Source organism: Singulisphaera acidiphila DSM 18658 (genome assembly GCF_000242455.2).
Taxonomy (GTDB): Bacteria; Planctomycetota; Planctomycetia; order Isosphaerales; family Isosphaeraceae; genus Singulisphaera; species Singulisphaera acidiphila.
Map to the genome: position 1 here is coordinate 4,898,072 of NC_019892.1, position 14,206 is coordinate 4,912,277.

Sequence of the window (14,206 nt, forward strand, 5' to 3'; positions counted from 1 at the left end):
CGCCTTTTTGCGATTGCCGATGCAGGCAAGCCGCGGAACGACGCAGAGACGTGAAGGAGTTCAACGCCCGATGTGTGGATTGGCCGGTATCCTCTCGACTTCATCCTCTTTGGACGCCGAAACTCTTGGGTCTCACGTCACCCGAATGGCTGACACGCTCTACCTGCGAGGTCCCGACGACCGTGGTGTCTGGACTGACGCGGAAGCGGGGATTGCCCTCGGGTTTCGGCGGCTGGCGATTCTGGACCTGACTCCCGAGGGGCATCAGCCGATGGCTTCCGCCTGCGGGCGGTACGTGGTCGCATTTAATGGTGAGATCTACAACTTTCTCACTCTGCGCAAGGAGCTGGAAGGGGGATCGGCGCCGCCGTTCCGTGGCCACTCCGATACGGAGGTCTTGCTGGCGGCCATCAGCCGGTGGGGCGTGCGTGCGGCCGTCGAGCGGTTTGTCGGGATGTTCGCCATCGCGCTCTGGGATCGGGTCGATCGCGTCCTCTACCTGGTGCGCGACCGGATCGGTGAGAAGCCGCTGTACTATGGATGGATGGGCGGGACGTTTCTCTTCGGTTCGGAGCTGAAGGCGCTTCGGGTTCACCCCGACTTCACGGGGGAAGTGGATCGGGAAGCGCTGGCGGCTTACGCCCAGCATAATTACGTCCCGGGGCCCCGTTCAATCTATAAAGGGATCTCCAAGCTCGATCCCGGGACGATTTTGACGATCAACCCGGCACGTCCCGGGCAGGTCCTTGGCCCCGTCCCCTACTGGGAAGCGCGGCAGATGGCCGAGGCCGGGCTTGCCAACCCGTTCCAGGGGACTGATACCGAGGCGATCGACCGGCTTGACGCATTGCTCCGCGAGACGATCGCGCAGCAGATGATCGCCGACGTTCCCCTGGGGGCCTTCCTCTCCGGCGGGATTGACTCGTCGACGATCGTGGCCTTGATGCAGGCCCAGAGTAGCCGGCCGATCGAGACGTTCACCATCGGGTTCCACGACGAGGGCTATAACGAGGCCAACCACGCGGAGGCGGTCGCCAAGCACATCGGCACCCGCCACACCGCGCTCTACGTCACGCCGGCCGAGGCGATGGACGTGATCCCCAGCTTGCCCTCCTCCTACGACGAGCCCTTCGCCGATTCCTCGCAGGTGCCGACGTCGCTGGTCTCCCGGCTCGCCCGGCAATCGGTGACGGTGAGCCTCTCGGGCGATGGTGGCGACGAGCTCTTCTGCGGTTATGCCCGCTACTTGCAGTTGCCGGGGCTCTGGAACATGATCCGCAAGTTCCCGAGGCCGACCCGGAAGCTCCTCGCCGGCGCGATCTCCGCGGTCCCCGTCAAGGCCTGGGACAGCACGTCCCGGCTGCTCCGCCCCTTGGTGGCCGGGCGGAACCTGGGTCAGCATCTCAACGGGAGACGCGTTCATCTCTTTGCCGACCTGCTCGGCCGGTGCAATAGCCCCTACGATATTTATATCCAGATGCTGCGGTCTGCGGGACCGGGGAGCCCGGTGCTGGGGGCTGGCCCGCTCAGCACGCGGTTCGAGAACGGCTCGTCCTGGCAGGTCTCCGACACCATCCAGTCGGTGATGCTGCTCGATATGCTGATGTACCTGCCCGACGATATTATGGTTAAGGTCGACCGGGCCAGCATGGGGGTTAGCCTCGAGTCACGCGCGCCGCTGCTCGATCACCGGGTCGTCGAATTCGCCTTGAGTTTGCCCCGGTCGTTGAAGGTCCGTGACGGCCAGAGCAAGTGGCTGCTGCGGCAGGTCCTTTATCGGTATGTTCCCAAAGAGCTGATCGATCGTCCCAAGATGGGATTCGGGATCCCGATCGCAGCCTGGCTGCGGGGTCCGTTGCGGGACTGGGCCGAGGCGCTGCTGGACGAAGGCCGGTTGCGCTCCGAGGGATACTGGAACGCCAAACTGATCCGGTCGCGTTGGTCGGATCACTTGACGAAGCAGCGCGAATGGACCACCTTTATTTGGTCCGTGCTGATGTTCCAGGCCTGGCTCGATGCCCAGCGCGCCCCCCTTGTCGCACAGGAACTGGCGGTATGATGACGCGTCTCCGAGTCCCTGGGGCGTCCGGTCCGCCTCGGTTCGTTTGCTAGCTGGGCGGCCAAGCTCCAAGGGAGTGCGGTGAGGCAAGCGGTCCGGGCGTGAGTGAACGCCGAGGCCCGGTTCGCTCCCTCGGCTCGAGTTGTCGAAGCCGTTGCCTCAGGGTGTTCTGACGATGTGGAGACGAACTCGCCCCTCAAAGGGGGGCGGAGGTATTGCTTATGAAGTCAACACCCAATCGGACGTCGAGTGAGCAACTTAAAATTGCTCACGTTTACAATATCGATATTAGCATCCTGGTGCATTTGCGAGCCCAGCTTCGCTCCCTCGTCGCGGCGGGGGCCGATGTCTGCGGGATCTGTGCGCCGGGGGACATCCTCAAGGAGGATACGACGTTTGAGGATGGAATCCGCGTCAGGCTGATTCCGATGGGGCGCGACTTCGAGCCATTCAACGACGCGCGAGTTCTGGCCCGCCTAGTCGGTCTCTTCCGGGCCGAGCGATTCGACATCGTCCATACTCATGGCCCGAAGCAGGCGTTGCTCGGTCGCGTGGCCGCCAGGATGGCCGGCGTTCCCGTGGTCGTCAACACGGTTCATGGCTTCTATTTTCACGAGAACAGCACGTTCAAAGATCGATTCCTGCACAAAACGGCTGAGCGGATCGGTAGCCAGTGCGGCGACATGATGCTTTGCCAGAGTCGGGAGGACGTCGAGACCGCTCGCCGGCTCCGTTTGGCGGCTCCGTCTCGGATCAAGTACCTGGGGAACGGCATCAACCTCTCGGCATTCGACCCTGACCGCGTGGACGCGGAGAAGGTCCACGCGTTGCGCACCCGGCTGGGTATCCCCGCCGATGCTGTTCTGATCGGGACGATCGCACGCAAGGCCAGGGACAAGGGGTACGTCGAGTTTTGCGAGGCGGCCGCGCGGGTTCGCCAGGTCTTTCCCAACGTGCGTTTCCTCTGCGCCGGCGGCGTCTTCGAAGAGAAGCCGAGCCAGCGGATTCCCGCCGACCTTCCTGACAAGTTAGGGATCCGCGATATCCTGATCGACCTCGAGTACCAGCATGACGTGCCGGCCCTGCTCGCGGCTCTCGACCTCTTCGTCTTTCCCTCCTACCGCGAAGGTTTTCCTCGCGCCGTGATGGAGGCGGCCGCGATGGGGCTTCCCATCGTCGCCACCGAGATCCGCGGTTGTCGCGAGGCGCTGACGGAGGGAGAGTCGGGCCTCCTCGTGCCTCCCAGGGACGCCGAGGCTTTGACCCAGGCCATTCTGCGAGTCTTGAAGGATCCCCCCTTCCGGGACCGGTTGGGGCGGGCTGCGCGACAGAGGGCCGTGCTGGAATTTGATGAAAACCTTTATATCCAACGGATTCTTCAGGCCTACCGAGAACTGCTCGGCAAGAAGCTCCCGGCGAAAGAGTCGCTCTTGAGAATGGATCGGCCGCAAGAAACCGTGAGCTTGGCGGGTGAGCTTTCCTGAGAGTCGCGGATGACCTCTGGCCGGACTCGGTTTCGGTCTTCCGGCCCTCGCACGTTCTCTAAATAGTTCCCTGCCAAAGGGAAAGTAGCCCTGCCCCTATAATTCATGCAGAGGACTGCACCGACGACTCAACACGGACGAACATTAACGACGCCCATGCTCTCCCTTTCGACGACTCAGCGCGACGAACTCTTGGCGATCTACCGCAAGGATTCTGATCCCGAACTCCGCTTTCGCGCCCACATTATCCTCCTGTTGGCTGACGGCCATCCCTGGGACAACATCGAGTCCATGCTCTTCTGCAGCTCACGCACTGTCGACCGCTGGCTGAAGCGGTTCCAGGCCGAGGGCCTCGAAGGGTTGACTGGGAGGAAACGGGGCCGGCCCTTTCGGCTGGGCTTCGGCTGGGTCGCCATCCTCGTGAACTGGGTGACCACCACGACCCCCAGCGACTTCGGTTTCCTCCGCAGTCGCTGGTCGTGTGTGTTGTTGGCCCTGCTCTTGCGAGAAAGAGAAGGCGTTCGCGTCAGCCGGGAGACCGTCCGTCGCTGGCTCCATCGCGGCCACCTGGTGTACCGGCGACCCCGGCCGACCCTGAAGCCGGACGAAGACGAGAGGCAGGTCAAGCTGGCTGAACTGCGGAAGCTCCTGGAAGAGCTGCCCGAGGACGAGACGGCCGTCTGGCAGGACGAAGTCGAGGTTCACACCAACCCAAAGATCGGCCGGATGTGGATGTTCAAAGGCCGACAAGCGAAGGTCGAGACCCCCGGGACGAACAAGAAGCGGCACATCTCCGGCTCAATCCACTGGCGGACCGGCCAGGTGTTCGTCACCGAGGCGGCCCCCAAGCAAGGGCGCGACGGAGCGTTGTTCATCAAGCACCTCGACGACCTGCGCCGCAGGCTGCGACGCTACCGCAAGATCCACGTGATCTGCGACAACGCGGGGAGCCACACCAGCCTGGAGGTGATCCAGTACCTCTGGAAGCACGAGGGTCGAATCGAAGTCCATCTGCTCCCCGCATACTCCCCGGACCTGAACCCGATCGAGCGGGTATGGTGGCATTTGCACGAGAACATCACCCGGAATCATCGGTGCAAGGATCTGGAGGAATTATTGGATCGAGTCTTCACCTGGCTGGGACAGGCAAACCCTTTCCAGATCGAGGGTTCGGCTTACCCAAAAGCCAGGGCCGCCTGATCTACTTTCCCATTTGAAAGTTTCTATTTAGAGATAAGAGCCAAGGTTGTCGCCCCCATGTCAGAAGGTCGCGATCTGGTCTGCCTTACTGGTGCGAACGGTGGTCTCGGTAGGGCGCTCGCCGACAGGCTTGCCGACGCGTCGATCGGTGTCGTCGGGACAAGCCTGCACGGGCCGGCCCAAGGTCGGGAGTCGTCGTTCCAACGCTTCGTTGCGGGGGACGTGACCGAGGTCGACTGGCCCCGGGTGATTGCCGGGTGCTCCGCCGTCTTCCACTTCGCGGCCTTTGTTCACAAGGTCCCCCGGACGGCCGAGGAGGAGCGCAGGGTCTACGCCATCAATGCCGAGGCGACCGCCAGGCTTGCGGTCGCTTGCCGTGAGGCCGGGACCATGCTGGTCTTTGCCAGCACCGTGGCCGTGTTCGGGCCGGCCGGGCGGAGGAGGCTGGGTATCGAGTCGCCCGTGGCGCCGGTGACTCCCTACGGTATCAGCAAATGGCAATCCGAAACGGCCATCCAGCGCGAGGGGGAGAAGGGGCTTCGGTTCGCCATTCTCCGGTTCCCCCTCCTCTACGGTCCTCACGGGCGCGGGAACATGGAGCGTTTGCTCCGGGCGATTGCCCGAGGGCGCTACTGGCCGATCGGCGATCCGGGCGTGAAGAAGAGCTGCCTCTTTCTGGCGGACGCGGCCGAGGCGGCCTATCAGGCGTGGCAGTCTCCCCATGCTCAGGGAAAGACGTTTATTGTGGCCCCCGGTGAAGCGCCGACCCTCGCGCAGATCCACGAGGCCGCCTACCACGCTCTCGGCCGCGCCGTGCCTCGCCCGCGACTCCCTCGGCCTGCGGTCCTGTGTGCGGCCGGAGTGGCCGATCTCGGGGTCAGAATCCTGGGGCGCTCCCTCAAGATTTCCGATCGCGTGCGTACGCTCACCGAACCGTCCGAGTACGATGGGTCTCCGTTTGCGGCGGCCACGGGGTTTCGTCCCGCGGTCACGATCGGGGCCGGGGTCGCGGAAACGCTCCGCTGGCTTCAGAGCCCTTCCTCCCCATCCGTCGATCGTTGACTGAGCCAAGAATAAAGAATCACTGACCGCAACGGTTCTGCCCTGCGGCGCTTGCTCCGCTGAGACTTCTTTATGGAAACACTCTTGACGGTGTTTGCTCTGGCGACGCTGACTTCGGGCCTGCTGACGTTTCCCGTGCGCGGCCTGGTTCGCCGATTTGGGATCGTCGACCAGCCGAACGATCGCTCGAGCCATCAGATCGCCACGCCCCGCGCCGGGGGCCTGGCCATCGTGCTGACCCTTTTCCTGCTCGTTCCCTGGCTGATCCCGCCGAGCACCGGATCCGTGCTGAGTGCGCTGGGGGTCGCGGCGGTGGCGCTCGTCAGTTTTCGGGACGACGTGCGTTCGCTCTCGTTCACGATTCGCCTCTTGGTGCAGCTCGTGTCGGCGAGCCTGCTTGTGGTCGCACTCGATCTGCCGGTGAAGGCCCTCGACTGGCCCGGCCATGTGGTGAACCTGCCTCACGGGTTGGGGCTTTCCCTGTCCATTCTCACCATCGTCGCCTACTGCAACTTCTTCAACTTCATGGACGGCATCAACGGGCTGGCCGCCGGCCAAGGCGTCTTGACCGGTTCGACGCTCTCGATGCTGCTTTGGCGGTTTGGAGCGGGATCGAGTGCGTCCGTTGCGGCGGCACTCGCCGGCGCGGCGGCCGGATTCCTACCGCATAATTTTCCCCGGGCCCGAATCTTCATGGGAGATGTGGGGAGCGTCACGCTCGGCTTCGTCCTGGCCCTCCTGTCTCAGATCGCGCATGTGCGCTACGGCGTCCCTTGGACGTCCCTTCTCCTGGTCCACGGGCTCTTTCTGTTCGACGCCTGCTTCACCGTGCTCAAGAGAATGAGTCGCGGCGAGAGCTTTTGGTTGCCGCATCGCGAGCACAACTATCAACTCCTGATCCGGAGTGGTTGGTCACATCCGCGAACATCTCTGACACTCTGGGGCCTGAGTTTCCTCTGCTGCCTGGCCGGGTTTCTCTATTCCAGGGCAGGGGGGGAGGTCCAGTGGGCTCTCCTCGTCGTCACGGCCGCTTCCCTGCTGGCATTTGCGGCGTTGGCGCACCATTGCCTCCGAAGGGTTTCGTCGCGAGTTTCCATCGACCAAGCTCTGGCGGCCGCTGAGCCTGTCGCCGACGCTAAATAGAAACTTTCAAATGGGAAAGTAGATCAGGCGGCCCTGGCTTTTGGGTAAGCCGAACCCTCGATCTGGAAAGGGTTTGCCTGTCCCAGCCAGGTGAAGACTCGATCCAATAATTCCTCCAGATCCTTGCACCGATGATTCCGGGTGATGTTCTCGTGCAAATGCCACCATACCCGCTCGATCGGGTTCAGGTCCGGGGAGTATGCGGGGAGCAGATGGACTTCGATTCGACCCTCGTGCTTCCAGAGGTACTGGATCACCTCCAGGCTGGTGTGGCTCCCCGCGTTGTCGCAGATCACGTGGATCTTGCGGTAGCGTCGCAGCCTGCGGCGCAGGTCGTCGAGGTGCTTGATGAACAACGCTCCGTCGCGCCCTTGCTTGGGGGCCGCCTCGGTGACGAACACCTGGCCGGTCCGCCAGTGGATTGAGCCGGAGATGTGCCGCTTCTTGTTCGTCCCGGGGGTCTCGACCTTCGCTTGTCGGCCTTTGAACATCCACATCCGGCCGATCTTTGGGTTGGTGTGAACCTCGACTTCGTCCTGCCAGACGGCCGTCTCGTCCTCGGGCAGCTCTTCCAGGAGCTTCCGCAGTTCAGCCAGCTTGACCTGCCTCTCGTCTTCGTCCGGCTTCAGGGTCGGCCGGGGTCGCCGGTACACCAGGTGGCCGCGATGGAGCCAGCGACGGACGGTCTCCCGGCTGACGCGAACGCCTTCTCTTTCTCGCAAGAGCAGGGCCAACAACACACACGACCAGCGACTGCGGAGGAAACCGAAGTCGCTGGGGGTCGTGGTGGTCACCCAGTTCACGAGGATGGCGACCCAGCCGAAGCCCAGCCGAAAGGGCCGGCCCCGTTTCCTCCCAGTCAACCCTTCGAGGCCCTCGGCCTGGAACCGCTTCAGCCAGCGGTCGACAGTGCGTGAGCTGCAGAAGAGCATGGACTCGATGTTGTCCCAGGGATGGCCGTCAGCCAACAGGAGGATAATGTGGGCGCGAAAGCGGAGTTCGGGATCAGAATCCTTGCGGTAGATCGCCAAGAGTTCGTCGCGCTGAGTCGTCGAAAGGGAGAGCATGGGCGTCGTTAATGTTCGTCCGTGTTGAGTCGTCGGTGCAGTCCTCTGCATGAATTATAGGGGCAGGGCTACTTTCCCTTTGGCAGGGAACTATTTAGGCATTATTGAGAATCAGAAAAAAAGCATGGATTTTGCAGCCCTTCGGGCCTGCAGAAAATTCGGACTCGAGCATATTTTATCTTCGAGAGGTTTGCGCCCGAATCCACTCATCGAGACTCGCGTGAAGGTTTTTGTGCGTGCTTGAGCCTTAATAGGTCGCCAGGCAAGATCGGCTCGCCTTTTTTTGAACTGTCAAGACACTAGCCCCTGGCAAATTGTGCGACACTTACGCACAATTTGAGACTCGGGAAGTGTCCAGGAGATCCCACGGAGAGAGTTCATGAGAGCGGACCAAGCCCGAACGTTGACGATCGTTCTGCCTGCGTTGAACGAGGAGGAAGCCATCGGCGGCACGCTCCGTCGCTGCCTCGATGCTCGGGCGGAGATCCAGCGGGTGGCCCGCCTCGACGCGATCGAGATCATCGTCGTCAGCGACGGCTCAACCGACCGCACCGTCGAGATCGCTCGGGGCTTCGAGGAGGTCCAGGTCATCGTCTTCGAGAAGAACCGGGGCTACGGCGCGGCGATCAAGGAGGGGTTCGCCCAGGGGACCGGCAGCCTGGTTGGCTTCATCGACGCCGACGGGACCTGCGACCCGCACTACTTCGGCGAAATGTGCCGCCAGGCCCTGGACGAGGGGGCGGAGGTCGTGCTCGGCTCGCGGATGGGGGCGGACTCGAAGATGCCGCGCATCCGCCGCGTCGGCAACGTGCTCTACGCGATCCTGCTTGGCATCCTCTGCGGCCGGCGGGTCACCGATACGGCCAGCGGGATGCGCGTCATTCGCCGCAGCGCCCTGGACATGCTCTATCCTCTGCCGGATCGCCTGCACTTCACCCCCTCGATGAGTGCCAAGGCTCTTATTAACGGACTCCGCGTCGTCGAGATCCCGATGCGCTACGAAGAGCGGATCGGCACCAGCAAGCTCAGCGTTCTGAAGGATGGGGTCCGCTTCCTCCGGACGATCTTCGAGGGGGTACTTTGCTACCGGCCCGAGCGGCTCTTCCTGATGGCCTTCAGCGCTTGCCTGTTGCTCGGCCTCGTGCTGGCGGCCAATCCGGTTGAGTATTACGCACACAACCGCCGGATCGAGGAGTGGATGATCTACCGGTTCGTTGCCTGCTTCATGCTGGGCAGCGCCGGCTTCATGCTGCTGGCCGCCGCCGTGCTTGCGAACCGGATGTCGGCCCTCGGGCCGAAGCGTCGCGACGGCGATTCGTTCTGGATGTCCGCCGTGATCCACTGCTTCGCCTGGAAGCCGCTGCTGATCTTCGCGGGCCTGAGCGTCCTCGGGTCGCTCGTACTGCTCGCGCCCGGGATCTGGATGTTCGTCACATCGGGCCGCATTACGCTGCACTGGTCGCGGATCATGGTCGGCGCGTTCGGGCTGATGGTGGCCTTCCAGGCCTTGATCACCCTGGTGATGCTCCAGGTGGCCTCGATCTGGGTCGAAACGGCGAAGTTCCACGAGCGTGAGAGCCTCCGCCGAGCCAACGAGAATGCGGCGGCCGGAGTTCCCCAAGCTGCGGTTGCCCTTGCTTCGGAGGTCCGCTGACGATATGGGCCTGATCCAGAAGGTGCATGACGGCTACGTTCACGGCCGACGCGTCCACGTCCTGGCCGATCACCTGGCCGAGCTGCTTCCCTCCGACGCGTCGGTGCTCGACGTCGGCTGTGGCGACGGACTGCTGGCGAGCCTCATTCAACAGCAGAGGCCGGGCATCACCCTCACCGGCATCGACGTCCTGGAGCGGGAGAAGACCCACATCCCCGTTCGCCCTTTCGACGGTCAGCGGATTCCCTTGCCCGATGATAGCGTCGACGTCGTCATGTTCGTCGATGTGCTCCACCATACCGAAGACCCGATGATCCTGCTTCGCGAGGCTGTGCGGGTGGCCCGACGCGGGGTGCTGATCAAGGATCATACGCGCGACGGCCTGCTTGCCGGCCCGAGGCTGCGGTTCATGGACTACGTCGGCAACGCGCACCACGGCGTCGTCCTGCCTTACAACTACTGGCCGGGCGACCGTTGGCGCTCGGCCTTCCAGGAATTGGAGCTTGCGGTCAGGGTGTGGCGGGACACGCTCCGGCTCTACCCCGGCCCGGCCGACTGGATCTTTGGGTCTTCGCTCCACTTCGTCGCCCAGCTTGAATTGAGCCAAGTCACCGCCAGCCAACACTCTGTGAGGGATTGAGCCGTGAGTGCCGACCGCCCCATTCAGGACGTTGACCCGGCTGCCATCGACCCGGCGCGCCCCGCCCTCGTCCACGTCACGGCTCACCAGGTCTGCTGCGACGACCCATGGGAGGCGGCCTATCTCCGGTTCGAGACGCCCGAACAGGAGATCCAGAAGTTCCAGACCCGGCTGCTTCGGCTCGGTGCGCGGGATTGGCCGCGCGACGCCCGCATCGTGGAACTCTTCTGCGGCCGAGGTAACGGACTCCGCGCCCTCGACCGGCTCGGGTTCCGCGAGGTGGAGGGGGTGGATCTCTCGGCTACGCTGTTGGCCCGGTACGACGGCCCCTCTCGCTGCTACGTCGCCGACTGCCGGGAACTGCCCTTCGAGGATCGATCCAAGGACATCGTGATCATCCAAGGGGGACTCCACCATTTGCCCGACCTCCCCGCAGACCTGGAACGCACCCTGGACGAGATCCGCCGCGTTCTGGGCGACGAGGGACGCGTGGTGATCGTCGAACCGTGGCTGACCCCATTCCTCGCCTTCGTCCACGCCGTCTGCGACCGTCGGCTTGCGCGGAGGCTGGTCGCCAAGGTCGACGCCCTGGCCACCATGATCGAGCATGAACGCACCACCTACGAGGCATGGCTCGGCCAGCCGCGCGTGATCATGGACGCGATGACGCGACGATTCGATCCCATCGTCTCGAAGCAATCGTGGGGGAAGCTGCAATATGTCGGCCGGGGCCGGCGCGGGTAAAACTCGCTGCTGCCCTTCCCCACGACGCCCACCGACCGCACCGGGGCTCACGTTTGCGAGGCGGCTCCGCCGCATTTGTGAGGGCGTGCCGCTCTTGACCCACTCGAACTTCGGTTCCGCTTCGCTTTCCCGGTCGCTCGCGTGATTCTCGCCCCAGGCTCCCGGAGTTTACTTCCGATGAAGCGAGTTGGCACCCCTCTGATTCCAGCGGTCCTCGTCTGCCAGGTGGGGCTGATGCTCCTGCTGGGGTATCTGCGGCGCCACCAGTTGAATCCCGACGCGGTCTCTTATATTCGGATCGCCTCCTATTACGCGGCCGGCAAGACCGGCCTGGCGGTCTCCGGCTACTGGGGGCCGATGCTGAGCTGGCTGATGGCCCCCATGATCGCCCTGTTCCACGACCCGCTCTTCGCGGCACGGGTCGCCATGGGGGGCTCGGGCCTGGTCTTCACGGCGGGCAGCCTGGCGGTTTTCCGGAACTTGCAACTGCCCCCGGTCGGGATGGTGATCGGCTCCTGCCTGGTCGGTCTGCTCGCTGCCAACGAGTCTGCCTTGGAGATCGCCCCGGACCTCTTGATGGCGGGACTGACTTGCTTCGGGATCAGTTTCCTTCTGTTGCCGCAGTGGACGCAGAAGGGGGGGACGCCCCTGGTCGCGGGCCTGCTCTTGGGAGCTGCCTACCTCGCCAAGGCCGTTGCCTTGCCGATCGCGGTCCTCGTCGTGGCGGGGATCGCCGCCCTGCGGTGGGCCATCGGCGAGGACACCCCGCGCGCCTTGCTCCGTGCCTCGGTTTACACCCTTGTCGTGGCGGGCCTGGTCTCCGCCCCTTGGATCGCCCTGCTGAGCCTTAAATACGGTCGGCCGACGATTTCCACGACCGCGAAAATCGCCCACGCGATCGTCGGTCCCCGGGAAGGCCCACAGGGGAGTGCGTCGGACAGCCTTCACCCGACGTTCCGGAGCTTTCTCCGGCCGGAGCCGGGCCGGCTCACCACCTGGGAAGATCCGACCGGGTTGTCCTACCCGTACTGGTCCCCGTTTCAGAGCGCGGGGCACCTCAAGCACCAGGCCAAGCTTGTCGTCCGGAACTTGTCCAACGTGATTGGCGTGTTCACGCAGGCATTCGACGGGTTCAGCCTCGCGCCCCTGGCGCTCGCTCTGGCGTTTCTGGTGCACACCCCCTGGCGGCAGAACATGCGTGCGGACCGTTGGCGGTGGGCTGCGGTGCCGGTGGTGTGCGTGGTGATGATCTATTTGCCCGTCTTTGTGGAGTCCGATCGTTACTATTTTGTCATCTACCCGTTTGTCCTCGCGGCCGTCTGCGGAGTCGTCTACACGGCGGCTCCTCACGGGCGGCTCTGGAGCGAGCCGGGTCGGTGCGCCGGCATCGCCTTGATTCTGGTCTCGTTCGGCGCTCCTCTCCTCTTCTCGCTTTCGATGAACTTGCGGGGCATGAAGTCGGATGCCGAGTTGGTCGCGCTCGCCGAGGCGCTCCGTGGAACGGATACCGGCACGGCGCTCGCCGGTGACGACACCATGGCGATGTACGTCGGCCTGTTGCTCGACCGGCCGTTCCTGGGGTGTAACCCCCATGCCACGCCGGAGGAGTTCGCCGCGAGCGGCGCCGATGTTTTCATCGTCGGCCGCACCTCAACAGCCGCCGCCGGTCTCGCCGGGAGCAACGACTTCACCGAGTTTGGCCCGTCGGCCCGGTCGGGTCAGCCTTCGACAACGTATCAACTCTTCCGGCGCCGCGAGCAAGTCACGGGGGCTGACAAGCCGCGGACCAGAAAGCCGGAATACGCTCCCTCCCGTTGAAAGAGGGATAAGTCACAAGTCGTTATGGATTTGGGGTGATCGGCATTCGAGGTGACTCGAGCCGTTGACCCGCGCGTGGCTCACCTCCGGGTGGCTGGGCAGGCTCGACCAATGAATCTTTTTGGATTTGACGGCCCGAAAGGTTGGCGATCTTGCCAATCTTGTCTGGATGGGCTCGTTGCGCTTCTCCTGGATTTGAGGATTGATTGACGTGAAGAACCCCAGCTTGATTCTTGTGACGGGCGGAGCCGGCTTCATCGGCTCGCACCTGGTGGAAGCGCTTCTGAACGACGGATACCGCGTGCGGGTTGTGGATAATCTTGCCACGGGCCATCGCTCCAATCTCGCCCATTTGGAGGGCCGTTACGAGTGGTTGGAGGGAGACCTATCGGATTTCGAGGTCTGCCGCCGGGCGGTCGACGGCGTCGAGTTCGTCTTCCATGAGGCGGCGATTCCGAGTGTCCCCCGGTCGGTTCGCGAGCCGCTCCCTTCTCACGCCAGCGGCCCGACGGCGACGTTGAACATGCTCGAGGCGTCCCGGCAGGCGGGGGTCAAGCGGTTCATGTTTGCCGCGTCGAGTAGTGCCTACGGCAACACCGTGGAACTCCCCAAGCATGAGGCGATGTTCCCCCGACCGCTCAGTCCTTACGCCGTGGGGAAGCTGGCGGGCGAACACTACGTCAGCGTCTATGCCCAGACGATCGGGTTGGACGGGGTGAGTCTCCGCTACTTCAACGTCTTCGGGCCGCGCCAGGACCCGTCGAGCCCGTACAGCGGGGTGATCTCTCGGTTCGCCCGCCTCATGTCCGAAGGGAAGCGGCCCACGGTTAACGGCGACGGCAGTCAGACGCGGGACTTTACGTACGTCAGCAACGTCGTGGCCGCGAACCTGGCCGCCATGCGCTCCGAGAAGCCGCTCGGGGGCGTCGTGCTCAACGTCGGCACGGGGGGGAGGATCAGCCTGCTCGATCTCGTCGCCGGGATCAACAAGATCTTGGGAACCACACTGGAGCCCGAGTTCCACCCGACCCGCGAGGGGGACGTGCTCGATTCCCAGGCCAGCCTCGATCGCATCAAGGAGGTCTTGGGCTATCGCCCCTTGGTGGATTTCGAAGACGGCCTGCGCCGCACGCTGGATGCGACGCTCGAGGGACGCAACTGATCAAATCCAAAAGGAGTAGGCGTTTGCTCCGGCGCACCTCTCAGCCGCCGCCGGAGCAACGTCTCCGCTCCGCAGCATCGCTGGCGAACTGCGGTAGTCAGGAAAAGACTGAGGGAGTAAGTTGCACGGGCTGGCTTCCACCCCCCCCCTTTTTTTTTCGGGAACGCGGTTTC

At 63.7% G+C, this 14,206-nt stretch carries 11 protein-coding genes; 10 read left to right on the forward strand and 1 reads right to left on the reverse strand.

The window, feature by feature from the left end; translation table 11 throughout:
* Nucleotides 1-70: 70 nt before the first annotated feature.
* The 5 genes from asnB to SINAC_RS19225 all read left to right on the forward strand — a co-directional run bounded on the left by asnB (nt 71) and on the right by SINAC_RS19225 (nt 6,948).
* Nucleotides 71-2,059, forward strand: coding sequence for an asparagine synthase (glutamine-hydrolyzing) (gene asnB, locus SINAC_RS19205; RefSeq protein ID WP_015247268.1), 1,989 nt, complete (start codon nt 71-73; stop codon nt 2,057-2,059).
* Nucleotides 2,060-2,280: 221 nt separating this feature from the next.
* Complete coding sequence (locus SINAC_RS19210; protein ID WP_015247269.1) at nt 2,281-3,543, forward strand: glycosyltransferase family 4 protein; 1,263 nt, start codon at nt 2,281-2,283, stop codon at nt 3,541-3,543.
* Nucleotides 3,544-3,699: 156 nt separating this feature from the next.
* Entirely contained in the window at nt 3,700-4,743 is a 1,044-nt protein-coding gene (locus SINAC_RS19215) for an IS630 family transposase (RefSeq protein WP_015244135.1), read from the forward strand.
* Between the two features lie 57 nt (nt 4,744-4,800).
* Entirely contained in the window at nt 4,801-5,805 is a 1,005-nt protein-coding gene (locus SINAC_RS19220) for an NAD-dependent epimerase/dehydratase family protein (RefSeq protein WP_015247270.1), read from the forward strand.
* 72 nt (nt 5,806-5,877) lie between these two features.
* Complete coding sequence (locus SINAC_RS19225; RefSeq protein WP_015247271.1) at nt 5,878-6,948, forward strand: glycosyltransferase family 4 protein; 1,071 nt, start codon at nt 5,878-5,880, stop codon at nt 6,946-6,948.
* A 23-nt stretch (nt 6,949-6,971) separates the two neighbouring features.
* Here the strand turns inward: SINAC_RS19225 and SINAC_RS19230 are convergent, their stop codons facing one another.
* Nucleotides 6,972-8,015 (reverse strand): IS630 family transposase, encoded by a 1,044-nt coding sequence (locus tag SINAC_RS19230; RefSeq protein ID WP_015244135.1) that lies wholly within the window; start codon nt 8,013-8,015, stop codon nt 6,972-6,974.
* A gap of 379 nt (nt 8,016-8,394) precedes the next feature.
* On the opposite strand from SINAC_RS19230, the gene SINAC_RS19235 reads away from it, so the two are divergent.
* The 5 genes from SINAC_RS19235 to SINAC_RS19255 all read left to right on the forward strand — a co-directional run bounded on the left by SINAC_RS19235 (nt 8,395) and on the right by SINAC_RS19255 (nt 14,033).
* Complete coding sequence (locus SINAC_RS19235; protein ID WP_015247272.1) at nt 8,395-9,669, forward strand: glycosyltransferase family 2 protein; 1,275 nt, start codon at nt 8,395-8,397, stop codon at nt 9,667-9,669.
* A 4-nt stretch (nt 9,670-9,673) separates the two neighbouring features.
* Nucleotides 9,674-10,309: a class I SAM-dependent methyltransferase gene (locus SINAC_RS19240; protein ID WP_015247273.1), complete on the forward strand. Its 636-nt coding sequence runs from the start codon at nt 9,674-9,676 to the stop codon at nt 10,307-10,309.
* A gap of 3 nt (nt 10,310-10,312) precedes the next feature.
* The gene (locus SINAC_RS19245) at nt 10,313-11,053 is read left to right on the forward strand and encodes a class I SAM-dependent methyltransferase (protein ID WP_015247274.1); all 741 of its coding nucleotides are present in this window, start codon (nt 10,313-10,315) and stop codon (nt 11,051-11,053) included.
* A gap of 177 nt (nt 11,054-11,230) precedes the next feature.
* A complete protein-coding gene (locus SINAC_RS19250) occupies nt 11,231-12,871 on the forward strand; it encodes an ArnT family glycosyltransferase (protein WP_015247275.1) in 1,641 nt (546 codons plus the stop codon).
* A gap of 211 nt (nt 12,872-13,082) precedes the next feature.
* On the forward strand, nt 13,083-14,033 hold the full coding sequence (locus tag SINAC_RS19255) for an SDR family oxidoreductase (RefSeq protein WP_015247276.1): 951 nt from the start codon (nt 13,083-13,085) through the stop codon (nt 14,031-14,033).
* Nucleotides 14,034-14,206 lie beyond the last annotated feature (173 nt).

What these genes read in the sequence shown, in the direction of transcription:
- asnB (WP_015247268.1), top strand. Translation starts at nt 71, where the DNA reads ATGTGTGGATTGGCCGGTATCCTCTCGACTTCATCCTCTTTGGACGCC.
- SINAC_RS19210 (WP_015247269.1), top strand. Translation starts at nt 2,281, where the DNA reads ATGAAGTCAACACCCAATCGGACGTCGAGTGAGCAACTTAAAATTGCT.
- SINAC_RS19215 (WP_015244135.1), top strand. Translation starts at nt 3,700, where the DNA reads ATGCTCTCCCTTTCGACGACTCAGCGCGACGAACTCTTGGCGATCTAC.
- SINAC_RS19220 (WP_015247270.1), top strand. Translation starts at nt 4,801, where the DNA reads ATGTCAGAAGGTCGCGATCTGGTCTGCCTTACTGGTGCGAACGGTGGT.
- SINAC_RS19225 (WP_015247271.1), top strand. Translation starts at nt 5,878, where the DNA reads ATGGAAACACTCTTGACGGTGTTTGCTCTGGCGACGCTGACTTCGGGC.
- SINAC_RS19230 (WP_015244135.1), bottom strand. Translation starts at nt 8,015, where the DNA reads ATGCTCTCCCTTTCGACGACTCAGCGCGACGAACTCTTGGCGATCTAC.
- SINAC_RS19235 (WP_015247272.1), top strand. Translation starts at nt 8,395, where the DNA reads ATGAGAGCGGACCAAGCCCGAACGTTGACGATCGTTCTGCCTGCGTTG.
- SINAC_RS19240 (WP_015247273.1), top strand. Translation starts at nt 9,674, where the DNA reads ATGGGCCTGATCCAGAAGGTGCATGACGGCTACGTTCACGGCCGACGC.
- SINAC_RS19250 (WP_015247275.1), top strand. Translation starts at nt 11,231, where the DNA reads ATGAAGCGAGTTGGCACCCCTCTGATTCCAGCGGTCCTCGTCTGCCAG.